The following is a 22,275-nucleotide window of genomic DNA, read 5'->3' as shown; positions in this document are numbered from 1 at the left end:
CTGAAGACACATGCATGACAGCATGCATATAAAATCCTGTCAACATGTGCCCTCGGAGGTACGATTTACAAATGACGGACGATGAGCTGCTCGACGCCGTGGGTCCCGCGTTCTCCAAGCTGAGGCGCACCTCGCTGCTGGAGGTCGAGAACCCGATCTCCGCCAAGGACCTCAGCCGGACGCTCGTGCTCAACGTCGTCCTGGAGCACCCCGGCGAGGAGGTCACCGTCGGCGGGGTGGCCGACCTGCTCGGCGTCGACCCCTCGGTGGCCAGCCGGATGGTCAGCGACAACATCAAGGCCGGCTACCTGGTCCGCGCCGCCTCCCAGCAGGACGGCCGCCGCACCGTCCTGCACCTCAGCCCGGAGGGCCGGGAGCTCATGGCCCGCTTCCGCCGCCACCAGCGGGCCGCCTACGAGTTCATCACCGCCGACTGGTCCGAGCGCGACCGGCTCGACTTCGCCCGCCTCATGCTCAAGTACGTCGACTCCCTGGCCACCCTCAGCGCCCGCAGGGCCCCGGACCCCCGGTAAAACCGCTGGCCGCGACGGCATCGGGCTGGCACACTTCCGACGATGCGCGCGTACGTCGAAGAGATGGCGGCCAGGCTGGCCGAGGTGCCCGGGGTGCGGGGCGTGATGCTCGGCGGGAGCCGGGCGCGCGGCGAGCACGGGCCGGGCTCCGACTGGGACCTGGGCGTCTACTACCGGGGCGAGCTGGATCTCGGCGCGCTGCGGGCGCTGGCCGGGCCGGGGGTCGAGGTGGCCGGGCCGGGCGGCTGGGGCCCGTGGGTGAACGGCGGCGCCTGGCTGACCGTCGGCGACGTCGCGGTGGACTGGATCCTGCGTGACCTGGACCGGGTGGAGCGGGTGTGGGCCGACTGCCGGGAGGGCCGCTACGAGGTGGCGATCCAGGCCGGGCATCCGCTGGGCTTCTGGTCGCCGTGCTATCCGGGCGAGGTGGCGCTGGGCCAGGTGCTCGCGGACCCGTCGGGCGAGCTGGCGCGGCTGCGCGCGGAGGTCGCCGTCTATCCGGAGCCGCTGCGGCTGGCGCTGACGGCGAGCGCGTGGGAGGCGGAGTTCCTGACCGGGATCGCGGCCAAGAGCGCGGCCCGCGCCGACGGGCTGCACGTGGCGCTGTGCCTGTCGCGGGCGTTCGGCGTGCTGGCCCAGGCGCTGTACGCGGCCGACCGGCGCTGGTGCCTCAACGAGAAGGGCGCGCTGGCGGTCGCCGGGACGCTCCCGGCCGCGCCCGAGGGGTTCGCCGGGCGGGTGCGGGCGATCCTGGGCGCGCTCGGCCAGGACGCGGAGCCGCTGGCTGCGGCGGTGGAGGAGGCGCGGGCCCTGGTGGCCGAGACCCGCGCCGCCCTGGAGTGAGCCTCAGACGGTGACGCGCTCGGGCTCGCGAGCGGGCTCGGCGGGCCGCTCGTCCTCCTCGCCCTCCACCGACAGGTTGGGCAGCAGCCGGTCGAGCCAGCGCGGGCACCACCAGTTCCACCGCCCGAGCAGCACCATGGTCGCCGGGACGAGGAAGCCGCGGATCAGCGTGGCGTCCACCGCGATGGCCACCGCCAGCCCCACGCCGAACGTCTTGACCATCGGGTCGGGGTAGGCGATGAACGCGGTGAACACCGCGACCATGATGAGCGCCGCCGAGGTGATCACCCGCCCGGTGGAGCCGAGCCCCTCGGCCACGGCGCGCCGGTTGTCACCATGCTTCAGGTACGCCTGCCGCACGGCCGTCAGCAGGAACACCTCGTAGTCCATCGACAGCCCGAACAGCACCGCGAACAGCAGCAACGGCACGTACGTCTCGATCGGCACGCTGAAGAACAGCGTCTCCAGGTACGAGGCGCCGGCCGGCGGGTCCATGCCGACGAGCCCGCTGCCGAGCCCGATGGAGAAGACGAGCGCGAGCGCCCCGAACGCGGTGCCGAGCGACACCAGGTTCATCAGCGCCGCCTTGATCGCCACGATGGGCGCCCGGAAGGCCAGCAACAGCAGCAGCGCGCTGAGCAGCACGACGACGGCGATGACCAGCGGCGTGCGCTCGGAGATGCGGTCACCGGCGTCGGCGAGCGCGGCCACCTCGCCGCCCACGTGCACCTCGAACCCGGGCAGGTCCAGCCCCCTGATGGCCTTGACGACCTCCAGGGCCTCCGGGTCGCTGGGCGCGTGGTCGGGGATGACCTGGACCATCATCACGGTGCCGGACTCGCCGATCTCGCCGTCGGACACGTGGCGGACGCCGTCGACGGTCTCGATCTCGTCCCGGAGCCGGTCCAGGTCGGCGTCCGTCGCCGCGTGCGGCACCGTCGCCACGACGCTGACCGGCCCGTTGCTGCCGGGCCCGAACCCGACCTCCATGAGCTCGTACGCGCGCCGTCCCGGATCGTCCTTGGCCCCGTAGCCCTCGTCGAGCGGCCCGAGCTGGAGCGACAGCGCGGGGGCGGCGAGCGCGCCGAGCAGCAGCACGCTGCCGATGAGCACCCGCCAGGGCCGGCGGGCCACCCACGCGCCGAGCGACCCCCACCCGGACGATTCGGGCCGCCTGCCCAGGAACGGCACCTTGAGCGCGTTCACCCGGTGGCCGAGCAGCCCGAGCTGGGCGGGGACGAGCGTGACGGCGGTGAGCACGGCGGTGACGACGGAGATGCCGGTGACCCAGCCGAGCGTGCGCAGCAGCGGGAAGCCGCCGAACATGAGCGCGCTGAGCGCGATGATGACGGTCCCGCCGGCGAACACCACGGCCCCGCCGGAGCTGGACACGGCGCCGCGCACGGCCTGCCGGACGGTGAGCCCGGTGGCGAGCAGCCGCCGGTGCCGCGACAGCAGGAACAGCGCGTAGTCGATGCCCACGCCGAGGCCGATCATCGTGGCCATGATGCCGGCCTGCTTGGGCACGTCCACGACGTGGCCGAGCAGCCCGATCACGCCCAGGCTGGAGGCGACGCTGACGAGCGCGGTGAAGATCGGCACGAGGGCGGCGGTGAGCGTGCCGAAGGCGAAGACCAGCACGAGCAACGCGCACACGACGCCGATGACCTCGCTGGGCCCGGTCTTGATCTCCTTGTCGGCGGGGTTGCCGCTGGCGGCGGCGACGACCTCCAGCCCGGCCTGCCTGGCGGGCTCGGCGGCGTCGGACAGCGCCTGCGCGGTGGCGGCCTGCTGGGTGCTGTCGTGGCCGCTCAGCCGGACGGTGATCAGGCCGATCTGCAGGCTGGGCGACATCCCGGCGGCGCTGTAGGGCGTGCTGACCTCGTCGACGTGCGGCTGCTCGCGCAGCCGGTCGAGCGCCCGCTCGACGGCCGCCTTGCGCGGCTCGTCCAGCAGCGACCCGTCCGGCGAGTAGACCAGGAGCTGTACGGTGCCGCCGACATCGTAGCCGGGGCCGAAACCCGCGCGCATGAGGTCGTGGGCCCGCTGGCTGTCGGTGCCGGGGATGGCCACGTCGTTGCTGACCGGGCTGCCGAACACGAGGCTGCCGCCCATGAGCGCGGCGGCGGCGATGACCCATAATGCCAGGACGAGCCGGCCACGCCTGGCACACCATTCGCCCAGCCGGCCCAGAAAACGTGACATCTCGCCTGTTCCCCCGTCCTGTACGCCCGTACAGGGATTTACGATAAAGCAGGCACGCCCCGGTGGAAATGAGACGATGACCACACCTGACGACACCCGCAGCCGCATCCTGGCCGCCGCCAGGGAGCTGTTCGCCGAGCGCGGCTACGCCCGCACCTCGCTGGCCGACATCGCCGCCGCCGTGGGCCTGACCAAGACCGCCGTCGCCTACCACTTCCACCCGAAGGACCGGCTGGCCACCGAGCTGCTCGCGCCGTGCGTGGAGGACATGCTCACGCTGCTCGGCACCGAGTTCGGCGGCGACAGGCGGGCCTTCGCCGAGGCGCTGACCGGGTTCGTGGTGCGCCACCGGGCGGTGGTCCGGCTGTTCATGGAGGACCTGGGCGGCGCCGACGACGCGCCGCCGGGCTCCACCGGCGAGGCGGTGCGCACGTTCCGCGACGAGCTGTTCGCCCGGCTGACCGGCCCCGACCCGGACGACGAGGCGCGGCTGCGCGGCTGGGCCGTGCTGGGCGCGCTGCAGCTCGGCGTCACGCAGACGATGGACCTGCCGGAGGAGCGGGTGCGCCGGTCGCTGGTGCGCGCGGTGCTGACGCTGGCCGGCTAGAGCCCGAGCACGTCGCGTTCGACCCGGTCGAGCGCGAGCCGCACCGCGCCCAGGGCCACGCCGTCGTCGCCGAACGTGGAGGTCACCACCTCGGGCCCGCTCAGGCACAGCTCGGCCAGGTGGCGGCGGAGCGGCGCCAGCAGCACGTCCCCGGCCTGGGAGTAGGCGCCGCCGATCACCAGCAGGTCGGGGTCCACGGCCAGCACGAGCGCCGAGGCGCCGATCGCCAGGTTCTCGGCGTAGCGGTCGACGGCGCGCAGCGCGGCCCGGTCACCGGCCACCGCCCCCGCGAACACCTCCTCGGCGCTGCCCTCCTTGACCAGGGAGGTCGCGGCCTCCTCCCAGCCGACCTGGCGCAGCGTGCCGATCTCACCGGCGGCGCCGGAGCGGCCGGGGTGCAGCCTGCCGCCGATCAGGATGCCCGCGCCAAGCCGGTGCCCGGCCAGGATGTAGACGACGTCGGAGGCGTGCTGGGCGCTGCCGCGCCAGTGCTCGGCGAGCGCGGCCAGGTTCGCGTCGTTGGCGGCCAGCGCGGTGCAGCCGAACCAGCGCCCGGCGATGCCCGCCAGGTCGACGCCGGTCCAGCCGGGCAGCGTGAGCGACAGCGACACCCGGCCCGAGCGGTCGACGATGCCGGAGGTGCCCGCCGCCAGCGCCCACACCCGGGTGCGGGCCACGCCGGCGCCGTCCACGCAGGCCAGGCAGGCGCGGCGGGCCACGTCGAGGCGTTCGGGGGCGGGCGCGCCGGCGGCGACGGGGACGCGCTCGCAGGCGACGACCTCGCCGTTGAGGTCGGCCAGCGTGACCACGACCCGGTCGCCGCTCACGTCCACGCCCACGACGTGGCCGGCGTCGGCGCGGAAGCCGAAGCGCCGGGCGGGCCGGCCCATCACGCCCCCGTCGGGCGGCACCTCCCGGACCCAGCCGCGCTCCCCCAGCTCGTCGAGCACCGCCTCCACGGTCTGCCGGGACAGCCCGGTGATGCGGCCGAGCTGGGTCAGCGTGGCCACGCCCTCCCGGCGCAGCGCGCGCAGCGTCACCTGGGTGTTGACCTTGCGCACCAGCGACGCGTCACCCGGCCGGAGGTCGGTCACTTACGAGACCTCTTTCCATAAGTTTCCTATTGACGAGTATGAGCCCGGATCCTAGCATCGGCCGACATACGTTAATCGGTTACATATGTGGAGGCGCACATGGTGACTCTCGCCGTCGTCGGCGCGGGTTCGCGGGGGAGCGCGTACGCCCGCCACGCCGTCGACTCGGGCCTGGCACGGGTGGTCGCGGTGGCGGACCCCGTGGCGAGCCGGCGCGACAGGTTCCCCGGCGCCGCGCCGTACGGGGACTGGCGCGAGCTGGCGGCGCTGCCGCGCCAGGCCGACGCGGTCATCATCGCCACCCAGGACCGCGACCACGTCGAGCCCGCGGTGCGCTTCGCCGAGCTGGGCTACGACATCCTGCTGGAGAAGCCGATGGCGGTCTCCGAGGACGACTGCCGGGCCATCGTCGCGGCGGCCGAACGCTCCGAGGCGATCTTCGCGGTCTGCCACGTGCTGCGCTACACGCCCTACACCCGGGCGCTCAAGGCGCTGCTCGACGCCGGGCGTATCGGCGAGATCGTCAGCGTCCAGCACCTGGAGCCGGTCGGCTGGTGGCACCAGGCCCACTCGTACGTGCGCGGCAACTGGCGCCGGGCCGACGAGTCCACGTTCATGCTGCTGGCCAAGTCCTGCCACGACCTGGACTGGCTGGTGCACCTGACCGGCAGGCAGGTGCGCAGGGTGTCGTCGTTCGGCGGGCTCAAGCACTTCCGCCCGGAGAACCGGCCCGCCGGGGCGACCGCGCGCTGCCTCGACTGCCCGGCCGAGCCCGGCTGCCCGTACTCGGCCCGGCGCATCTACCTGCCGCTGGCCGGGCAGGACCGCTGGCCGCTGTCGGTGCTCACCGACGACGTCTCCGAACAGGGGGTCCTGGAGGCGCTGCGGACCGGCCCGTACGGCAGGTGCGTCTACGACTGCGACAACGACGTGGTCGACCACCAGGTCGTGAACATGGAGTTCGAGGGCGGCGCGACCGCCTCGTTCACCATGACCGGTTTCACCCCGGCCGCGCACCGGCAGACCCGGATCTTCGGCACCCGGGGCTCGATCGAGGGCGACGGCGAACTGCTGACCGTGCACGACTTCGTCACCGGCCGCGCCGAGACCGTCGACACCCGGGCCACCGGCGACGGCACCGCCGCCGGCGGGCACGGCGGCGGCGACGAGGGCCTGGTCAGGGCGTTCCTCGCCGCCGTGTCGAGCAGGGACCGCACGCCGATCCTGTCGTCGCCGGGCGAGAGCCTGCACAGCCACCTCATCGCCTGGGCCGCCGAGAGGTCGCGGCTCGACGGCGAGACCGTCACGCTGGAAGGAACCCCCACATGAGAACACGGCAGATCACGGCCCTGCTGGCGCTCGGCGCGAGCCTCGTGGCCTGCGGCTCGTCCGACCCGGAACCGGCCGCGCAGGGCGGCGGCGACGGGCGCGGGCCGATCACGTTCGTCGGCGGCAAGTTCGAGGCCGAGTCGGTCCAGAAGATCGTCGACGCCTGGAACGCCGCGCACCCGGACGAGAAGGCGACCGTGGTGCTGCTGCCCGAGGCCGCCGACGAGCAGCGCAGGAAGCTCGTCCAGAGCGCCCAGACCAAGTCCGACACCGGGGACGTGATCCTCATCGACGCGGTGTGGACCAGCGAGTTCGCCGCCAACCGGTGGATCGACGAGCTCAAGCTGGACACCTCGGCGTTCCTGCCGCCCACGGTCGAGACCGGCAAGTACCGCGGCAAGCTGTACGCGATGCCGATGTTCACCGGCACCGGGCTCCTCTACTACCGGACGGACCTGGTCAAGAAGCCGCCGAAGACGTGGGACGAGATGAGGCGGATCTGCGACGAGGTCCTGCCCGAGCAGAAGGGCATGGCCTGTTACGGCGGCCAGTTCGACAAGTACGAGGGCCTGACCGTCAACTTCTCCGAGGCCGTGCACTCCGCGGGCGGCGAGCTGGTCGACGCCTCCGGCAAGCCGCAGGTCACCGGTGACGGCGCCAAGAAGGCCGCCCAGTTCCTGGCCGACGGGTTCAAGAGCGGGATGATGCCGAAGGAGGCGATCACGTACAAGGAGGAAGAGGGACGGGTCGCCTTCCAGGACGGCAAGCTGCTCTTCTACCGCAACTGGGCCTACGGCTACGAGGCCGCGCAGAAGACCGACGGGTCCAGCAAGGTCGCCGGCAAGACGGACGTGGCGCCGATCCCCGGGCTGGACGGGCCGGGCGCGGGCACGCTCGGCGGCAACAACCTGGCCGTGTCGTCCTTCTCCAAGAACAAGCAGACGGCCAGGGACTTCGTCGCGTTCATGACCAGCGCCGAGCAGATGCGGGCGTTCGCGCTGTCCAGCTCGATGCCGGTGGCCACGGCCGCCGTCTACGACGACCCGGAGCTGATCAAGAAGTATCCGTATCTGCCGGCGCTCAAGGAGGGCATCCTGGCCGCCAAGCCGCGCCCGAGCGCGGTCCGCTACGGTGACGTGACCGCCGCCATCCAGGAGTCGGCCTACGCCGTCGTGACCGGCGCCAAGCCCGTCGACCAGGCCATGACCGAGCTGCAGGCGGCGCTCGGCCCGCTGCTCCAGCCGTGATGAGCAGGCCGCGCGGGCAGTCGTGGCTGGCGGCCGCGATGCTCTCCCCCACGATGATCGTGCTGGCGCTGGTGGTGTTCTACCCGCTGGTGGCGGCGATGCGCGAGTCGTTCTACACCAGCGGGCAGACGCTGGACGCGGACGGCTTCGTGGTGGAGGGCGAGCGGTTCGCCGGCCTGGCCAACTACGCCGGCGTCGCGGGTGAGCGCTTCCTGAACGCGGCGCTCAACACGACGCTGTTCACCGTGGTCACGGTCGGCCTGGAGGTGGTGCTCGGCGTCGCGATGGCGCTGGTCATGCAGCGCGCCTTCCGCGGCCGGGCCATCCTGCGGGCCAGCATCCTCATCCCGTGGGCGGTGCCGACCGCGGTCGCCGGCCTCATGTGGAAGTGGATCTTCCAGGCCGACGGCGTGGCGAACGCGCTGCTCGGCACCGAGATCCTGTGGACGGCCGACGGCCCGTGGGCCAAGCTCGCCGTGGTCGTCGCCGACGTCTGGAAGACCGCGCCGTTCGTCGGCCTGCTCGTGCTGGCCGGGCTGCAGATCATCCCGTCGGAGGTGTACGAGGCCGCGCGGGTGGACGGCGCCTCGGCCGGGCAGCGGTTCCGCCGGATCACGCTGCCGCTGGTCAAGCCCGCGCTGCTGGTGGCCGTGCTGTTCCGGCTGATGGACGCGCTGCGGGTGTTCGACCTGCCGTACGTGCTCGTCGGGCCGCGCAAGCACTCGGTCGAGACGCTGTCGGGGCTGATCTGGGACGAGGCCACCCGGGTGCACTACGGGCCCGCCTCGGCGTACGGGACCGCGCTGTTCGTCTACATCGCGGTGATCGCGTTCGTGTTCGTCAAGCTGCTGGGGGCCGACCTGCTGAGCGACGTGCGGCAGCGGCGGAAGGAGGCCCGCGATGTGGGGTAGGGCCGGGATGATCGGCATCGCGCTGTACTGCCTGGTGCCGTTCTACTGGATGGTGGTGTCGAGCTTCCGCCGCACCTCCGACATTTACGAAATTTCGCCACTTCCCAGCCCGTGGTCGCTGGAGAGCTACGACGCGGTCTTCGCCGAGGGCATGGGGTTCGGCCGGTCGCTGGTCAACAGCCTCGTCGTCGCCGGCACCACGACCGCGGTCACGCTCGTCATCGGCACGCTGGCCGCCTACGCCCTGGCCCGGCTGCGCTTCCGGGGCAAGAACGTGATCCTGGCCCTGGTCATCGCGGTCTCCATGTTCCCCGGGGCGCTGCTCATCGTGCCGCTGCTCAAGCTGTTCACCTCGATCGGCTGGATCAACAGCTACCAGGCGATGATCGTGCCGTCGATGTCGTTCGCGCTGCCGCTGACCATCTGGAACCTGACCACGTTCTTCCGGCAGCTCCCCTACGATCTGGAGCAGGCCGCGATGATCGACGGCTGCACGCCGTTCGCCGCCTTCCGCCGGGTCATGGTGCCGCTGGCCGCGCCGGGCATCTTCACCACGGCCATCCTGGCCTTCATCGCCACCTGGAACGAGTTCATCATCGCGGTCACGATGGTCAACGACCAGGACGTCCAGACGGCCACCGTACGCATCGCGCAGTTCACCGGGGCGGCCAAGTTCGACACGCCGTTCGGCACCCAGATGGCCGCGGGCGTGCTGGTCACGATCCCGCTGGTGCTCATGGTGCTGTTCTTCCAGCGCCGCATCGTCTCCGGGCTCACCGCCGGGGCCCTCAAGTGACTCTGCTACCTTTGTCCACTTCTTTCTGTTAAGTCGGTTGTGGAGGTGCGGGGCATGCGGCGGCGGCACGGAACGGTCATCGGCGGCGTCCTGGCGGCCTGCCTGGTCGCGGGCTGCTCCGGACTGCCCGGCCCCGACCGGCCCGCCCGTCAGCAGCCCCCCTCCCCGTCCGCCGCCCCGGCGGCCGTGGTCTCCCCCCAGGAGGCCGCCGCCGTCCTCGACGACTACGTCAAGCGCAACAACGCCGCCAACAAGGCCAGGAGCGACGAACTGCTCGCCGCGTACGAGGCCGGCTCCAGCTACGCCATCGACCGCGCCGCCTACGCCTCCAGCCGCGCCCTCTCCAGGACGACCGAGTACGTGCCCTTCGGCTACACCCGGCCTGCCTTCCACGCGCCCACGCCCACCTGGTTCCTGACCACCGCCCTGTGGAAGGGCCGGACGAAGACCGCCGACACCCCCACGTACCTGCTGTTCACCAAGGAGGCGGACGGCTGGCGCCAGGTGTACGCGCCCGACGTCTTCTCCGGCATCGGCGGCGCCCCCGAGCTCGCCACCCCCGCCGCCGAGGTGAAGCCGGCCGACGCGACCGGGCTGCTCATGTCACCCGCCGACTTCGCCAAGAGCTACGCCGCCCACCTCGGCGGCAGGAGCTCCACCCGCTTCGCCGCCGACGAGCTCACCACCTCCGCCGCCAGGAACCGCCGCAACATGGCCCCGTACGCCAAGCTCAAGGAGGTGGTCCGGCCCGCGTCGCGCTACCCCTCGTACGCTCTGCGCACCGCCGACGGCGGCGCCCTCGTCTTCACCACCTTCCAGCGCGCCCGGCGCTACGACGTGCGCCAGGGGCCGCAGCGCAACTACGTGTTCCAGAAGGACAACGGCCTCATCAAGGGCAAGTTCTACACGTACATGAACGTCACGGACCTGCTCCAGGTGGCGGCCCACATCCCGCCGAAGAGCGACGAACCCGCGCAGGTCAAGGTGATCGCCTCCTACACCGGCATCATCACCGGCGACGGCCGCTGACCCCGCCCGGGGTTCAGGGCTTCGCCCGGGCCCCGGGGGCGGCCGTCGGCTTGTCGGCCGGCTTGCCGGTCGGCTTGCCGGTCGGCTCGGACGGGTCCGGGCCCGACTGCGGCGCCAGCCCCACCGTGACCACCACCGCCGCCCCCTTCCTGGCGCACCCGCCCGCCTCCAGCGACTGCGCGATGGCCAGGTTCACCTGCGACTCGTCCGCCACGACCTGGCCCTGCACCGTGACCTCGAACCCGGCCCCGCGCAGCGTGCCGGCCGCGTCCTCCCGCGACCGGCCGATCACCGACGGCACCTCGACGCCCCGCCGCGACACGGTAAGAGCCACCGGCGTACCGCCCGCGACCCGGCTGCCCGCCTCCGGCGAGGTGGACAGCACCCGGCCGTCCGGCTCCGGCCCGCACTTCCTCATCACCGGCCCCACCGCCAGCCCCGCACCGGCCACCGCCGCCTCCGCGGCCTCGCGGCCCATCCCGGCGAGCGACGGCACCGGCACCCCCGCCGACACCCGCAGCGACACCGCGGCCCCCTTCTCCACGGCGACGCCCGCCCCGGGCCGGCTCCCGAGCACGAGGCCGATCTTCCGCCCCGAGTCCACCAGCGACACCTGGCCCGCCACCAGCCCGGCCCGCTGGAGCGCCCGCACCGCCGCCGCCCGGCTCAGCCCCGCCAGCGGCGGCACCGGCACCCGCGCCGGCTTCGCCACCGGCGGATCCGGCTCCCCCGGGCCGCGCCGCCCCTCGTCCTCCGGCGGCGTGGCCTCCTCCACCGGCGACACGGTCGCCGCCGTCGCACCCGGCCCCGCCGCGCCGCCGCCCTGCGGCATCCGGTCGTCCCGGCTGAGCGCCGGCCCCAGCAGCATCCCGAGAATCGCCACACTCACCACCAGGGCGCCCGCCACCGCCACCCCGGCCCGCCGCGCCGCCCGCCGCCCGCCACCGGACGGCGCAGGGGCATCCGGGGTGACGGGCAGCCGGTAGCCGGAGGCCGCGCCCGTGGCCTCCGGCTCGGCCAAGGGCCTCGACCGGGCGACGCTCCCTCCCGTGGGTCCAGGTCCTTCCGGTCCTTCAGGTCCCGAGATGTCCGTACGGGGCGCCGGGACGGCCACGCCCGAGGCGCTCAGGACGTGGGCCGGCGGCGACCGGAGGACCGAATCGGGCAGCCCTCCGGAGTCCCCCAGCAGCGCCAGCAGGAGGTCCCTGCTGCTGGGCCGGTTACGCGCGTCCTTGTCGAGACAGGCGGCGACGAGCACGCGGAGCTGCCCGTCGAGCAGCCCCAGCTCGGGCGGCGCGGTGAGGATGCGGTGCAGCACCGGCGCCACCGAGTCCTGCCCGAACGGCGCGGCCCCGTTGGCGGCGAAGCACATCGTCGCCCCCCACGAGAACACGTCCGCCGCCCCCGTGACCGCCGACGCGGTGATCTGCTCGGGCGCCATGTACGCGGGGGTGCCGACGCCCCGCCCGCTCACGGTGGCGGCCGCGTCCAGCGCCCTGGCGAGACCGAAGTCGATCACGCGCGGGCCGTCGGAGCCCAGCAGCACGTTCTGCGGCTTGAAGTCGCGGTGCACGATCCCGGCCCGGTGGATGGCGGCGATGGCGGTGGCGGTGCCGACCGCGAGCCGTTCGAGCGCCCCGCCGCGCCGCGGCCCGGTGAGCATGACCTCGCGGGCCAGCGACGGCCCGTCGACGTACTCGCTGACGATGTACGCCCTGCCCTCGTCGAACCCGGCGTCGACCACCTGGGCCGTGCAGAACCTGGCCACGTGCTTGGCCAGCTCCACCTCACGCAGGAACGCCGCCCGCTCGTCCCCCACGGGGCCGTGCAGCAGCTTGACCGCGTAGGTGTCGTCGTCCCTCGTCCCGAGGTACACCACACCCTGGCCGCCCTCGCCCAGCCTCCCGGCCAGCGCGTAGGGGCCGAGTGTGCGCGGGTCCCCCGTTCTGAGGGGCTGCGCCGTCGGCACGGGTAGCCTCCCCTCGCCGCCACCCCTGTTTCCCTTCCACTGAAGGCAACCGGTGCCGGGGAGTCAACGGTGACCGCGCCATCGCCGCCTGACCGTGACACTCCGGCTCACGGAGTGCGCGAGACCGTGCCCGAATACGTCACATCATGCTGTCCCTGGCGGATGACCGAGATGCCCATCCGGTCGGCGTCGGAGGTGGGCAGCAGGTGGAGGGTGCCGGGGTGGCACTCCTTCCCGGCGACGTCGCCCAGCGTGAACACCAGGCCGCGCGAGGTCGGGCTGAGCTCCCCGGTGCAGTGCAGGTCCGCGCCCCAGCGCATGCGCGACTCGCGCTCGCCGTCCAGCCTGATCTCCACGGGGAACACCCGGCCGGCCGTCGGGTGCCGCGCCGACCCGGTCCAGGTCCCGTCCACGGGGGTCGCGCCGTCCATCCCCATCCAGTACGTGACCCCGGCGGCGGCGAGCACCACGGCGGCCACGCCGATCCCCCACCGCGGCCAGCGCCCCTTCCGCCCCCGCTTCCCCACAGCCGGGAACCCCCCGGCGGACCCGGAACCACCGGCGGACGAGCCGCCCGATCCGTCCCCCCGCACGAACCCACCTGAGGCAGCCCCACCCGACGCGGACCCACCCAGCGCGAGACCGCCCGACGCGGCGTCCCCGGCCGCATGTCCGCCCGGCCCGCCGCCATCGCGCGCAAAGCCCCCCGAGGAGGCCCCGGACGCGGCCCCCGAAGGAGCGACCCCGGGCAGCGGCGCGGTGGGATCGACCAGAGCGGCCAGCGCGCTGCGCCCGGCCCCCCGCCGGCTCCGCCCGCCCGGCGTGCGCCCGCCCTCCGTCACCTGCGCCCCCGACAACGCCCCGCCGGCCGGCCTCAGGGCCGACCCCGTCAGCGACCCACCACCCGACCCCGAAGCCGGCCCCGTCAGCGGCCCGCCACCCGACCCCAGGGTCGGTCCCGTGCCCGGGTCCGTCGTGTCGTCGGGCATCTGCCATTCGAGGGTCTTCCCGTCCGGCTCCGGACGCACCCCCGGGTCGACGGCGGCCATCGCGCCGGTGGTGAGCACGTCGCCGCCGGTCAGGTCCTGGCCGAGCAGCAGCCCCAGCACCTCCTCGGCGCCGGGCCGGTCGGCCGGGTCGCGGGCGAGGCAGGCGTCCACGATGTCACGGAGCCGTCCGGACAGGTTCCCCAGGTCGGGCCGCCCGTACAGGATCCTGGCCAGCACCTCCTGGTGGGTCCCGCCGGCGAAGGCGTGGCGGCCGGTGGCGGTGTAGGCGACGGTGAGCGCCCAGGCGTACAGGTCGGCGGCGGGCCCGGCGGGCAGGCCCTCGATGCGCTCGGGCGCCAGGTAGGCGGGCGTGCCCATGGGGATGATGCCGGTGGTGGCGGTGCCGTCGGCGAGCCGGGAGACGCCGAAGTCGATCACGCGGGGCCCGTCGAGGCTGAGCAGCACGTTGCCGGGCTTGAAGTCGCGGTGCACGACGCCGGCCCGGTGGATGGCGACCAGGGCGGTGGCAGTGCCGATGGCCAGGCGGTGCAGGGAACCGCCGGTGCGCGGCCCGGCGGTGAGGACGTGCTCGCGGAGGGAGACGCCGTCGACGTACTCGCTGACGAGGTAGGGCTGGTCGCCTTCGAGGTCGGCGTCGAGGAGCTGGGCGGTGCAGAAGGGCGCGACGCGGCGCAGCGCCTCGACCTCGGCCAGGAACCGGCGGCGCACCACCGGGTCGGCCGACAGGCTGGCGTGCAGCAGTTTGACGGCCACCTTGGTCCCGTCGCCGGAGTGGCCGAGATAGACGACGCCCTGGCCGCCCTGGCCGAGCCGCCCGGAGATCCGGTACGCGCCCAGCCGGCGCGGATCATCGGCACGGAGCTCGGACATAGCCCGCCATTATGACAGGGGTGAGATAAGCCTCGCGTACTCGCCCTGAGCCGCCTCACAATCGGGAAGCCCGGGGCGTCGGGGCTGCCACGGGCTGCCACGGGCTGCCACAGGGCATCCCACGGGGCGCGATAGCCTCGGGGGCGTGCTGGAAGAGATCGCGGCGACGCGTTACGTGACGCCGCTGCGCGAGGGCGGCTCGCTGCCGGGGGTGGTCGAGGCCGACGACCTCGGCACCTATGTCGTGAAATTTCGTGAAGCAGGCCAGGGCCGCCGGGTGCTCGTCGCGGAGATCATCTCCGGCGAGCTGGCCCGCCGCCTCGGCTTCCGCACCCCCGAGCTGAAGGTCATCGACCTCGACCCGCAGCTCGGCGTCCGCGAGCCGGACGAAGAGGTGCAGGACCTGCTCAACGCCAGCACCGGCCGCAACCTGGCGGTCGACTTCCTGCCGGGCGCGCTCGGCTTCGAGCCGCTTGCCTGGCAGCCCGATCCGGCGTTCGCCGCCGACCTGATCTGGTTCGACGGCCTGATCCACAACGTCGACCGGAGCTGGCGCAACCCCAACCTGCTGCTCTGGCACCGCGACATCTGGCTCATCGACCACGGCGCCGCGCTCTGGTTCCACCACAACTGGAAGGGCGCCGACCCGCAGCGCCCGTTCGACGCCGGTGACCACGTGCTGGCGCCGTTCGCGGGCGACCTCGGCCGGGTCGCCCTGCACGAGCGCGTCACCCGTGACCTGCTCGAAGCGGTGACCGCCCTGGTGCCCGACGACTGGCTCGACGACGAGCCCGGCTTCGCCTCCGCGCAGGCCGTCCGCGACGCGTACGTGGAGCATCTGCTCCAGCGCGCGCACGGCCCGCGCGCGTGGCTGGTGCGCGGCGAGCCCGCGACGGTCCGCCCCGGCCCCGGCTCGGTCGGCGAGTTCTGGCGAGGAGGCCGCGCGTGACCAGGGACGTCTACGAGTACGCGATCATCCGCGTGGTGCCGAGGGTGGAGCGCGGCGAGCAGATCAACGCCGGCGTGCTCCTCTACTGCCAGCCGCGCGCCTACCTGTGCGCCCGCGTCGAGCTCGACGCGGCCCGGCTGCGCGCGCTCGACCCGGCCGCCGACGTGGGCTGCGTCGAGCAGGCGCTGGGCGCGTACGAGCTGGCGTGCGGCGAGGACTCGGGCCCGCTGGCGCGCGAGTCGCTGGGCGGGCGGTTCCGCTGGCTGACGGCGCCGCGCAGCACGATCGTGCAGACCGGCCCGGTGCACGCGGGACTCACGGGCGATCCGGAGGCCGAGCTCGACCGGCTGTTCGGCAAGCTCGTCCGCCTCTGAGGGGTCAGGCGGGCCGGCGCACGGCGAACGTGCCGCGCCCCCTGACGGTCTCGACCAGCCCGGCCTCCTCCAGTTTGCGGATCGCCCGGTCCACGGCCGCCCGGCCGACCCCGTACTCCTTCCGCAGGGCGGGGCGGGACGGCAGCCGGGTCTCGCCGCCGGTCACGACGCGCTCGCGCAGGCGCTCCAGCACGTACTGCTCGGCGAGGCCGCCGTCGCCGCCGTCGCCGCCGCCGCCCGGATGGCGCCACGACGACCACGGGACGGGGCACGGCCCGGCGTGCTCGGGCTCGGGGCAGAGCAGCAGCTCGATCCGCTTCTGCAGCTCCCTGGCCTGCTCCTCGGTGGCGTAGACGTCCACCCCGACCTTCCACGTCGCTCTCGGCTCCGGCACGATCTTCCCTTCCTTCCGCGCAAGACCATTCTCGTATCCTGAGACGAGGCGTAGCATCCCGTTTATGGCGGTCCTGCATCCCCGGCGGGTGGCCTGGGAGGGCGCGCGCGTCTTCGTGGCCGCGGCCGGCACGGAGACCTACTGGTGGCTCAGCGAGGCGATCGGCCGCTATCTGGGCGTGATGTACGAGCTCCAGCTCGCCGAGACGCGGCTGCGGCTGCAGTCCGACGGGCGGAAGGTGACGCCGCTGCTCGAATCGGGCGCCTGGCGGGCTCGGCTGGACGAGCTGCTCGACGAGTGCCCCGGTTACGCGTCGATCCTCACCCAGCTCGTCGAGGAGACGGCGGCGCGGCTCAGAACAGCACGGACATGAACGTGTCGACCTCGCGGAAGCCGACCTTGCGGTAGACGGCCCGCGCCGCGTGGTTGTAGTCGTTGACGTACAGCGAGACGACGGGCGCGAAGCAGGCGAGGGAGGCTTCGACGACGGCGGCCATGCCCGCCACGGCGAGGCCGCGGCCGCGCAGCTCGGGGTGCACCCAGACGCCCTGGATCTGGCACGCCTGCGGGGTGACGGCGCCGATCTCGGCCTTGAACGCCACCCGGCCGTTCTCGATGCGGGCGTAGGAGCGGCCGATGCGGATCAGCTCGGCCACCCGGGTGCGGTAGAGGGCGCCGCCGTCGCCGAGGTTGGGCGAGATGCCCACCTCCTCGGTGAACATCGCGACGCACGCCGGCAGCAGCGTCTCGAACTCGTCGGGCCGCACCCGCCGCACCAGCGGGTCGGACAGCACGGGAGGCCGCTGCGAGGTCGCCATGACGGGCTGGGCCCAGCGGATGGCGCGGGCCGGGCCCCAGTGCGGCTCCAGCCGCTCCCACAGCAGCGACACCGCGTCGACCGGGCCCACGATGGACGAGCAGCGCCGCCCCTGCTTGCGTGCCCGGTCGGCGAACGCGTGCACCGCCTCGGGCCCGGCGGCGACCGGCACCAGGTTGGCTCCGGCATAGCAGAGCGAGGCGATGGCGCCGCGCGGCCCGAAGCCCCACATCTGCCCGCCGAGCCGCGCCGGGTTGAGCCCGACGCTGCGCACCCGGGAGGCGACGAAGACGTTCGCGACCGGGTCGGTGTCGAGCAGCGCGAGCACCTCGTCCCGGTCGCTGTCGTCGAGGACGCGCGACGCCGATGTACGCAGCATCACATGGTCAGACTACGCGAACACCCCTGGATTAGCTCATCTGGACAGCGCCTCGGTGAGCCTTTCGTGACCTCCCGTCCCGCCTGACAGCATGTGGGCGGCCGGACGGGGCTCCGGCACGGCCCGGCAGGTGGCCCCGTCGGCGGGCAGGGTGCCGTCGGCCAGGTACGCGGCGAGGTGGCGGTCGACGCACTGGTTGCCGCCCAGCGAGACGCCGTGGTTGCCGCCGGTGTCGACGACCATGCGCGCGGTGGCGAAGTGCCGCTTCATCGACATCGCGCCCGCGTACGGGGTGGCGGCGTCGTCGCGCGACTGGATCATCAGGACCGGCGGCAGCCGCCACGAGCCGTGCACCTTGACGGGGGTGCCGCCGGGCACCGGCCAGAACTTGCACGGCGCGTTGAACCAGGCGTTCGGCCAGGTCAGGAACGGCGCGTGGCGGTGCATCCGGGTCATGTCGGCATGCCAGGTGGCCCAGTCGCGCGGCCAGGCGGCGTCGCGGCACTGGATGGCCAGGTAGACGGCGTAGCCGTTCTCGTCGGCGGCGTCGTTCTTGCCGTGCTTCTCGTACGCGGCGAGCAGCGGCTTGGTGTCGCCCTTGCGCACGTACGCCGACCAGGCGGCGGCGAGCTCGGGCCACACGCGGTCGCTGTAGCCGCCCACGGTGAAGGTGTCGTCGAGCTCGCTGGCCCCGACCACCCCGCCCGCCGGCCGGTCGTGCAGCCGGGCGCGCATCGCGTTCCAGGCGAACCCGGTCTGCCGGGCGGTGCGGCCGAGCCGGTAGACCGAGTTGTGCCGGGCCGTCCAGTCGAGGAAGGCGCGGTGCCTGCGCTGGAAGGCGCGATCCTGGGCCAGGTTGTTGGCGTACCAGACGCCGTCGGGGTCGACCGAGCTGTCCATGACGAGGCGCTTGACCCGGCTGGGGAACAGCGTGGCGTACACGGCGCCGATGTAGGTGCCGTAGGAGTAGCCGAGGTAGCTGATCTGCTTCTCGCCGAGCGCGGCGCGGATGCCGTCGAGGTCCCTGGCCACGTTCTCGGTGGTCATGTGGGGCAGCAGCCACGACCAGAAGTCGCCGCACCGGTTGGCGTACTCGGCGGCCCGGCCGAGCAGCACCTGCTCCTCGGCGGCGGTGCGGGGCACCGCGTCGGGCCGGGGCGCCCGGTAGTAGGTCTCCGGGTCGACGCAGCGCATCGCCGGCCGGCTGGCGCCGACGCCGCGCGGGTCGAAGCCGACCACGTCGTAGCGGTCGCGCACGCCGGCGGGCAGCACGGCGGCGACGTACTGCGCGAGGGTGCGCCCGGACGCCCCCGGCCCGCCCGGGTTGACGAGCAGCGTGCCCAGGTGGTTGCCGTCACGCGGCACCTTGGCCTTGATCCGGTTGATCGACAGCTGGATCGACTGTCCCCACGGCTCCCGGTAGTCGAGCGGCACGCGTACGGTGCCGCACTCCATCGTGGCCGCCGCGGCCGTCTTGCGCTCGGCGGCCGGGCACTTCTCCCATCTGACCCTGTCGGCGGCGGCGGCCTGCCGCACCTCGGCGGTCACCGCGACCGGCGCCACCCCGACGACCAGCGTCGCCGCACCGGCGACCAACCCCACGAACCGTTTCACCCGGTCCCCTCCCCCACTTCATAGGCGAAGGGAATGCTCCCGTACGTAGCCGCCCGGTGACGGTGGGTATGGAGAAATACTTGCCATCCTGTGATCACTCCGTGGTGAGTGATCGCTCCTGGGCGTAGAGGTCGAGGCGGTCAAAGGCGGGCCGCCAGTCGTCGCGGTAGGCGGCGCGAACCTCGTCGGGCATGCCGTCGAGGATGCTCGCGGCGGCCTCGTCGGCGCGCCCGTCGAGGACCCACGGCAGGTAGGTGGTGTCGTCGTGGCCGATCCTGCGGCGGTGCGCCGCGCCGAACCCGGCCCACTGCTCGGCGGTCAGCACCGCGTCGACGAGGGCGAGCCCGTCGGCCTCCTCGTGGCGCAGGTGGCCGCGCAGGCCGGTGGCGAGCTCGTCGATCAGGCCGGCCAGCCGCTCGGCGCCGTGGTCGCGGTCGGCCAGCGCGGCGTCCACGGCGCCGAGCAGCGGGTCGATGGCGGCGTGCTCGGCCTCCATGGCGTCGAGCAGCAGGAGGTCGTCGGGGCGTGCGGCGAGCGCGGCGCGCATGGGGGGCCACAGCGCCTCATCCTCGGCGGCGTGGTGGACGGTCAGGAACCTCTTGAACAGCGACCACCCCGCCCCGGCGGCGAGGACCCGGCGGGGCTCGTCCCCCGCCCGGGCGGCGACCCTGGCGAGCCGTTCCAGCTCCCGCCGCAGCGCGTCGTGCATCGCGTTCATCATCGTGAAGTCGAGTGCCATGTCAGCGACCATAACCATCCACAGATTAATCGTCAACAAGCTAACTAACACTCCACCTAACCATCACAGGTCTCGGGTAAGCTGCCGCCCGGAGGTGTGATCGGTGACGGAAGGGACTCTCTCGGAGACGCTGCGCGGCTCCGTCGGAGCGCTGCTGCGCAGGGTGTATGCGCGCTTCACCGCCGAGGCGCTGGACGCCGACCCGGCCTCGCGCGACTACGTGGTCCTCGACACGCTCGCCGACCAGGACGCCGGCTCCCAGCACGACCTCGCGGAACGGCTCGGCATCAACAGGACGATCATGGTCCGCCTGATCGACCGGCTCCAGGACTCCGGGTACGTGACCCGCACGCGCAACCCCGCCAACCGGCGCTCGTACGTGCTGTCGATCACCCCCGAGGGCCGGGCGGCCCGCGACGCGATGCGGCAGGCGGTCGCCGAGCACGACGCGCGCATCACGGCCGCGCTGACCCCGGCCGAGCGGCGGCGGCTCGACGAGCTCCTGAGCCTGCTGCTCCCGGAGCCGGAGCCGCTGCGGACGACCGCCTACCTGGTGGCGCAGGCGCACTACCGGCTGCGGCGCATGGGCGACGCGCTGCTGGCCGACGTGGGCCTGCGCACCCGGCACTTCGGCTCGCTCGCCGCGATCGAGGAGCTCGGCCCCTGCCCCCAGCAGGCGCTCGCCGAGCGCATGCACGTCTCCGAGCCGACGGCCGCCCAGATCGTCGACGAGCTGGTGCGGCTCGGCCTGGTGGCCCGGGGCCAGGACCCGCGCGACCGCCGCCGCTACGCGCTGGAGCTGACGCCCCTGGGCCGCGAACGGCTGGTCGTGGTGCGCGACGCGGCGGCGCGGCTGCGCGAGGACGTCCGCGCCCTGCTCGGCACGGAGGCGACAGAGGAGCTGCGAGCGCTGCTCGGCAAGCTCCTCACGTCATGAGGAGTGCATCTCCTTGGTGGGCCAGGAGCCGTCGGGGGTGAACTGCGGCCCCCAGTAGTGGGGGTTGACCTCGCGCAGCGTGAGCGCGCGCCAGCCGCCTGCCCCGTCGGGCACGCCGACCTCGACGCCGGGCCCCCACAGCGCCAGCCGCTCCTGGCAGACGCCGCAGGGCGGCAGCACGAGCAGCGCGTCGCCCTCCCGGAAGACGCAGACGGAGGCGGTGACCTTCGCGTCGAGCGTGTAGGCCTGGCACAGCGCGCCGGTCTCGTGGCACAGCGACACGCCGCCGTTGAGGTTGTCGAGCCCGACGCTGGTGAGGATGCGGCCGTCGTCGAGGTAAACAGCGGCGGCGCCGCCCTCCTCGCCGGCCGGCCACCGGCGTTCGAGCTGGGCGACGGCCGCGTCGACGAGCTGCTGGTCGAGCCGCATCAGCCGACCGTCACCTGCACGCCCGAGCTCTCGTCGTCGTCCAGGTCGACCTCGACGCCCATCTCCTCGGCCAGGCGCAGCGCCTCCTCGATCAGGGTCTCGACGATCTGCGACTCCGGCACGGTCTTGATGACCTCGCCCTTGACGAAGATCTGGCCCTTGCCGTTGCCGGAGGCGACGCCCAGGTCGGCCTCGCGGGCCTCGCCGGGGCCGTTGACGACGCAGCCCATGACCGCGACCCGCAGCGGCACCTTCAGGCCCTCCAGCCCGGCCTGGACCTGCTCGGCCAGCGTGTAGACGTCGACCTGGGCGCGCCCGCACGACGGGCAGGAGACGATCTCCAGGCCGCGCTCGCGCAGGCCGAGCGACTCCAGGATCTGGTTGCCGACCTTGACCTCCTCGACCGGCGGCGCCGACAGGGAGACGCGGATGGTGTCGCCGATGCCCTCGGCCAGCAGCGCGCCGAACGCGACGGCGGACTTGATCGTGCCCTGGAAGGCCGGCCCGGCCTCGGTGACGCCCAGGTGCAGCGGGTAGTCGCACTTGGCGGCCAGCAGCCGGTAGGCGTTGATCATGACGACGGGGTCGTTGTGCTTGACCGAGATCTTGATGTCGCGGAAGCCGTGCTCCTCGAACAGCGAGCACTCCCACAGCGCCGACTCCACCAGCGCCTCGGGCGTGGCCTTGCCGTACTTCTGCAGCAGCCGGGGGTCGAGGGAGCCGGCGTTGACGCCGATGCGGATCGGCACGCCGTGGTCGGCCGCGGCCTTGGCGATCTCGCCGACCTTGTCGTCGAACTTCTTGATGTTGCCCGGGTTGACCCGGACGGCCGCGCAGCCCGCCTCGATGGCGGCGAAGACGTACTTGGGCTGGAAGTGGATGTCGGCGATGACCGGGATCTGCGACTTCCTGGCGATGATCGGCAGCGCGTCGGCGTCGTCCTGGGACGGCACGGCGACGCGGACGATCTGGCAGCCGGAGGCGGTGAGCTCGGCGATCTGCTGCAGGGTCGCGTTGACGTCGGCGGTCACCGTGGTGGTCATCGACTGCACGGAGACGGGTGCGTCGCCGCCGACGGGCACGCTGCCGACCATGATCTGCCGGGAGTGGCGGCGTTCGGCGAGCGGCTTGGGGCGGAGCGTCGGGATGCCGAGTGCTACAGAAGACATTTCAACCCTTGAGTGTCGACGACGTTGTCCA

At 73.2% G+C, this 22,275-nt stretch carries 22 protein-coding genes; 12 read left to right on the top strand and 10 right to left on the bottom strand.

All coding sequences use genetic code 11. The annotated features are described in order from the left end of the window. Nucleotides 1-71: 71 nt before the first annotated feature. Together ACBI99_RS42415 and ACBI99_RS42410 are read left to right on the top strand one after the other, a co-directional pair. Complete coding sequence (locus ACBI99_RS42415) at nt 72-533, top strand: MarR family winged helix-turn-helix transcriptional regulator (protein WP_219509841.1); 462 nt, start codon at nt 72-74, stop codon at nt 531-533. A gap of 42 nt (nt 534-575) precedes the next feature. Continuing rightward, nucleotides 576-1,376, top strand: coding sequence for a DUF4037 domain-containing protein (locus ACBI99_RS42410; RefSeq protein ID WP_219509842.1), 801 nt, complete (start codon nt 576-578; stop codon nt 1,374-1,376). Nucleotides 1,377-1,379: 3 nt separating this feature from the next. Here the strand turns inward: ACBI99_RS42410 and ACBI99_RS42405 are convergent, their stop codons facing one another. Further along, nucleotides 1,380-3,581: an MMPL family transporter gene (locus ACBI99_RS42405; protein ID WP_375075035.1), complete on the bottom strand. Its 2,202-nt coding sequence runs from the start codon at nt 3,579-3,581 to the stop codon at nt 1,380-1,382. Between the two features lie 76 nt (nt 3,582-3,657). On the opposite strand from ACBI99_RS42405, the gene ACBI99_RS42400 reads away from it, so the two are divergent. Beyond that, a complete protein-coding gene (locus ACBI99_RS42400; protein WP_219509845.1) occupies nt 3,658-4,188 on the top strand; it encodes a TetR/AcrR family transcriptional regulator in 531 nt (176 codons plus the stop codon). Here ACBI99_RS42400 and ACBI99_RS42395 read toward each other — a convergent pair. After that, nucleotides 4,185-5,282: an ROK family transcriptional regulator gene (locus ACBI99_RS42395; RefSeq protein ID WP_219509846.1), complete on the bottom strand. Its 1,098-nt coding sequence runs from the start codon at nt 5,280-5,282 to the stop codon at nt 4,185-4,187. The genes ACBI99_RS42400 and ACBI99_RS42395 overlap by 4 nt on opposite strands. A 99-nt stretch (nt 5,283-5,381) precedes the next feature. Between ACBI99_RS42395 and ACBI99_RS42390 the strand changes: the two genes are divergently transcribed. Genes ACBI99_RS42390 through ACBI99_RS42370 form a run of 5 tightly spaced genes read left to right on the top strand, consistent with a single transcriptional unit; the run spans nt 5,382 to nt 10,594 of the window. Next, the gene (locus tag ACBI99_RS42390; protein ID WP_219509847.1) at nt 5,382-6,611 is read left to right on the top strand and encodes a Gfo/Idh/MocA family protein; all 1,230 of its coding nucleotides are present in this window, start codon (nt 5,382-5,384) and stop codon (nt 6,609-6,611) included. Continuing rightward, nucleotides 6,608-7,858 carry an ABC transporter substrate-binding protein gene (locus tag ACBI99_RS42385; protein ID WP_357593552.1) on the top strand — a complete coding sequence of 417 codons (1,251 nt, stop codon included), beginning with the start codon at nt 6,608-6,610 and terminating at the stop codon, nt 7,856-7,858. Before ACBI99_RS42390 ends, ACBI99_RS42385 begins: the two co-directional genes overlap by 4 nt. Beyond that, nucleotides 7,858-8,769: a sugar ABC transporter permease gene (locus ACBI99_RS42380; RefSeq protein ID WP_357593554.1), complete on the top strand. Its 912-nt coding sequence runs from the start codon at nt 7,858-7,860 to the stop codon at nt 8,767-8,769. The genes ACBI99_RS42385 and ACBI99_RS42380 overlap by 1 nt, the downstream gene beginning before the upstream one ends. Next, entirely contained in the window at nt 8,759-9,565 is an 807-nt protein-coding gene (locus ACBI99_RS42375; protein WP_219509850.1) for a carbohydrate ABC transporter permease, read from the top strand. The genes ACBI99_RS42380 and ACBI99_RS42375 overlap by 11 nt, the downstream gene beginning before the upstream one ends. Before the next feature lie 54 nt (nt 9,566-9,619). Then, nucleotides 9,620-10,594 carry a hypothetical protein gene (locus ACBI99_RS42370; RefSeq protein ID WP_219509852.1) on the top strand — a complete coding sequence of 325 codons (975 nt, stop codon included), beginning with the start codon at nt 9,620-9,622 and terminating at the stop codon, nt 10,592-10,594. 13 nt (nt 10,595-10,607) lie between these two features. On the opposite strand, the gene ACBI99_RS42365 is transcribed toward ACBI99_RS42370, so the two are convergent. Beyond that, on the bottom strand, nt 10,608-12,563 hold the full coding sequence (locus ACBI99_RS42365) for a PASTA domain-containing protein (protein ID WP_375075034.1): 1,956 nt from the start codon (nt 12,561-12,563) through the stop codon (nt 10,608-10,610). A gap of 107 nt (nt 12,564-12,670) precedes the next feature. After that, nucleotides 12,671-14,443, bottom strand: coding sequence for a serine/threonine-protein kinase (locus ACBI99_RS42360; protein ID WP_375075033.1), 1,773 nt, complete (start codon nt 14,441-14,443; stop codon nt 12,671-12,673). 145 nt (nt 14,444-14,588) lie between these two features. Here ACBI99_RS42360 and ACBI99_RS42355 point away from each other — a divergent pair, with 145 nt between their 5' ends. Together ACBI99_RS42355 and ACBI99_RS42350 are read left to right on the top strand one after the other, a co-directional pair. Next, the gene (locus tag ACBI99_RS42355; protein ID WP_219509858.1) at nt 14,589-15,392 is read left to right on the top strand and encodes a HipA family kinase; all 804 of its coding nucleotides are present in this window, start codon (nt 14,589-14,591) and stop codon (nt 15,390-15,392) included. Continuing rightward, nucleotides 15,389-15,766 carry a DUF3037 domain-containing protein gene (locus ACBI99_RS42350; RefSeq protein ID WP_219509860.1) on the top strand — a complete coding sequence of 126 codons (378 nt, stop codon included), beginning with the start codon at nt 15,389-15,391 and terminating at the stop codon, nt 15,764-15,766. Before ACBI99_RS42355 ends, ACBI99_RS42350 begins: the two co-directional genes overlap by 4 nt. A 4-nt stretch (nt 15,767-15,770) precedes the next feature. On the opposite strand, the gene ACBI99_RS42345 is transcribed toward ACBI99_RS42350, so the two are convergent. Further along, nucleotides 15,771-16,160, bottom strand: a complete 390-nt coding sequence (locus tag ACBI99_RS42345; protein ID WP_375075032.1) for a GntR family transcriptional regulator — start codon at nt 16,158-16,160, stop codon at nt 15,771-15,773. A gap of 64 nt (nt 16,161-16,224) precedes the next feature. Here ACBI99_RS42345 and ACBI99_RS42340 point away from each other — a divergent pair, with 64 nt between their 5' ends. Beyond that, nucleotides 16,225-16,533, top strand: coding sequence for a hypothetical protein (locus tag ACBI99_RS42340; RefSeq protein WP_219509864.1), 309 nt, complete (start codon nt 16,225-16,227; stop codon nt 16,531-16,533). On the opposite strand, the gene ACBI99_RS42335 is transcribed toward ACBI99_RS42340, so the two are convergent. The 3 genes from ACBI99_RS42335 to ACBI99_RS42325 all read right to left on the bottom strand — a co-directional run bounded on the left by ACBI99_RS42335 (nt 16,514) and on the right by ACBI99_RS42325 (nt 19,709). Beyond that, complete coding sequence (locus tag ACBI99_RS42335; protein WP_219509891.1) at nt 16,514-17,356, bottom strand: GNAT family N-acetyltransferase; 843 nt, start codon at nt 17,354-17,356, stop codon at nt 16,514-16,516. The genes ACBI99_RS42340 and ACBI99_RS42335 overlap by 20 nt on opposite strands. A gap of 36 nt (nt 17,357-17,392) precedes the next feature. Beyond that, the gene (locus ACBI99_RS42330; protein WP_308125986.1) at nt 17,393-18,970 is read right to left on the bottom strand and encodes an alpha/beta hydrolase; all 1,578 of its coding nucleotides are present in this window, start codon (nt 18,968-18,970) and stop codon (nt 17,393-17,395) included. Nucleotides 18,971-19,064: 94 nt separating this feature from the next. Beyond that, complete coding sequence (locus ACBI99_RS42325) at nt 19,065-19,709, bottom strand: hemerythrin domain-containing protein (protein ID WP_246646010.1); 645 nt, start codon at nt 19,707-19,709, stop codon at nt 19,065-19,067. A 103-nt stretch (nt 19,710-19,812) separates the two neighbouring features. Here ACBI99_RS42325 and ACBI99_RS42320 point away from each other — a divergent pair, with 103 nt between their 5' ends. Next, nucleotides 19,813-20,646, top strand: coding sequence for a MarR family transcriptional regulator (locus tag ACBI99_RS42320; RefSeq protein ID WP_219509866.1), 834 nt, complete (start codon nt 19,813-19,815; stop codon nt 20,644-20,646). Here ACBI99_RS42320 and ACBI99_RS42315 read toward each other — a convergent pair. After that, complete coding sequence (locus ACBI99_RS42315) at nt 20,641-21,075, bottom strand: cytidine deaminase (protein WP_219509867.1); 435 nt, start codon at nt 21,073-21,075, stop codon at nt 20,641-20,643. The genes ACBI99_RS42320 and ACBI99_RS42315 overlap by 6 nt on opposite strands. Next, nucleotides 21,075-22,244 (bottom strand): flavodoxin-dependent (E)-4-hydroxy-3-methylbut-2-enyl-diphosphate synthase, encoded by a 1,170-nt coding sequence (gene ispG / locus ACBI99_RS42310; protein WP_219509868.1) that lies wholly within the window; start codon nt 22,242-22,244, stop codon nt 21,075-21,077. The genes ACBI99_RS42315 and ispG overlap by 1 nt, the downstream gene beginning before the upstream one ends. Nucleotides 22,245-22,275: the final 31 nt, after the last annotated feature.

The organism is Nonomuraea sp. ATR24 (genome assembly GCF_041950485.1).
In the GTDB taxonomy this organism is placed as follows: domain Bacteria; phylum Actinomycetota; class Actinomycetes; order Streptosporangiales; family Streptosporangiaceae; genus Nonomuraea; species Nonomuraea ceibae.
The sequence above is the reverse complement of the archived record's forward strand: the minus strand, read 5'-3'. Positions and strand labels throughout refer to the sequence as shown.

What these genes read in the sequence shown, in the direction of transcription:
- ACBI99_RS42385 (WP_357593552.1), top strand. Translation starts at nt 6,608, where the DNA reads ATGAGAACACGGCAGATCACGGCCCTGCTGGCGCTCGGCGCGAGCCTC.
- ACBI99_RS42390 (WP_219509847.1), top strand. Translation starts at nt 5,382, where the DNA reads ATGGTGACTCTCGCCGTCGTCGGCGCGGGTTCGCGGGGGAGCGCGTAC.
- ACBI99_RS42400 (WP_219509845.1), top strand. Translation starts at nt 3,658, where the DNA reads ATGACCACACCTGACGACACCCGCAGCCGCATCCTGGCCGCCGCCAGG.
- ACBI99_RS42360 (WP_375075033.1), bottom strand. Translation starts at nt 14,443, where the DNA reads ATGTCCGAGCTCCGTGCCGATGATCCGCGCCGGCTGGGCGCGTACCGG.
- ACBI99_RS42380 (WP_357593554.1), top strand. Translation starts at nt 7,858, where the DNA reads ATGAGCAGGCCGCGCGGGCAGTCGTGGCTGGCGGCCGCGATGCTCTCC.
- ACBI99_RS42335 (WP_219509891.1), bottom strand. Translation starts at nt 17,356, where the DNA reads ATGCTGCGTACATCGGCGTCGCGCGTCCTCGACGACAGCGACCGGGAC.
- ACBI99_RS42370 (WP_219509852.1), top strand. Translation starts at nt 9,620, where the DNA reads ATGCGGCGGCGGCACGGAACGGTCATCGGCGGCGTCCTGGCGGCCTGC.
- ACBI99_RS42325 (WP_246646010.1), bottom strand. Translation starts at nt 19,709, where the DNA reads ATGGCACTCGACTTCACGATGATGAACGCGATGCACGACGCGCTGCGG.
- ACBI99_RS42375 (WP_219509850.1), top strand. Translation starts at nt 8,759, where the DNA reads ATGTGGGGTAGGGCCGGGATGATCGGCATCGCGCTGTACTGCCTGGTG.
- ACBI99_RS42415 (WP_219509841.1), top strand. Translation starts at nt 72, where the DNA reads ATGACGGACGATGAGCTGCTCGACGCCGTGGGTCCCGCGTTCTCCAAG.
- ispG (WP_219509868.1), bottom strand. Translation starts at nt 22,244, where the DNA reads ATGTCTTCTGTAGCACTCGGCATCCCGACGCTCCGCCCCAAGCCGCTC.
- ACBI99_RS42340 (WP_219509864.1), top strand. Translation starts at nt 16,225, where the DNA reads ATGGCGGTCCTGCATCCCCGGCGGGTGGCCTGGGAGGGCGCGCGCGTC.
- ACBI99_RS42410 (WP_219509842.1), top strand. Translation starts at nt 576, where the DNA reads ATGCGCGCGTACGTCGAAGAGATGGCGGCCAGGCTGGCCGAGGTGCCC.
- ACBI99_RS42315 (WP_219509867.1), bottom strand. Translation starts at nt 21,075, where the DNA reads ATGCGGCTCGACCAGCAGCTCGTCGACGCGGCCGTCGCCCAGCTCGAA.
- ACBI99_RS42405 (WP_375075035.1), bottom strand. Translation starts at nt 3,581, where the DNA reads ATGTCACGTTTTCTGGGCCGGCTGGGCGAATGGTGTGCCAGGCGTGGC.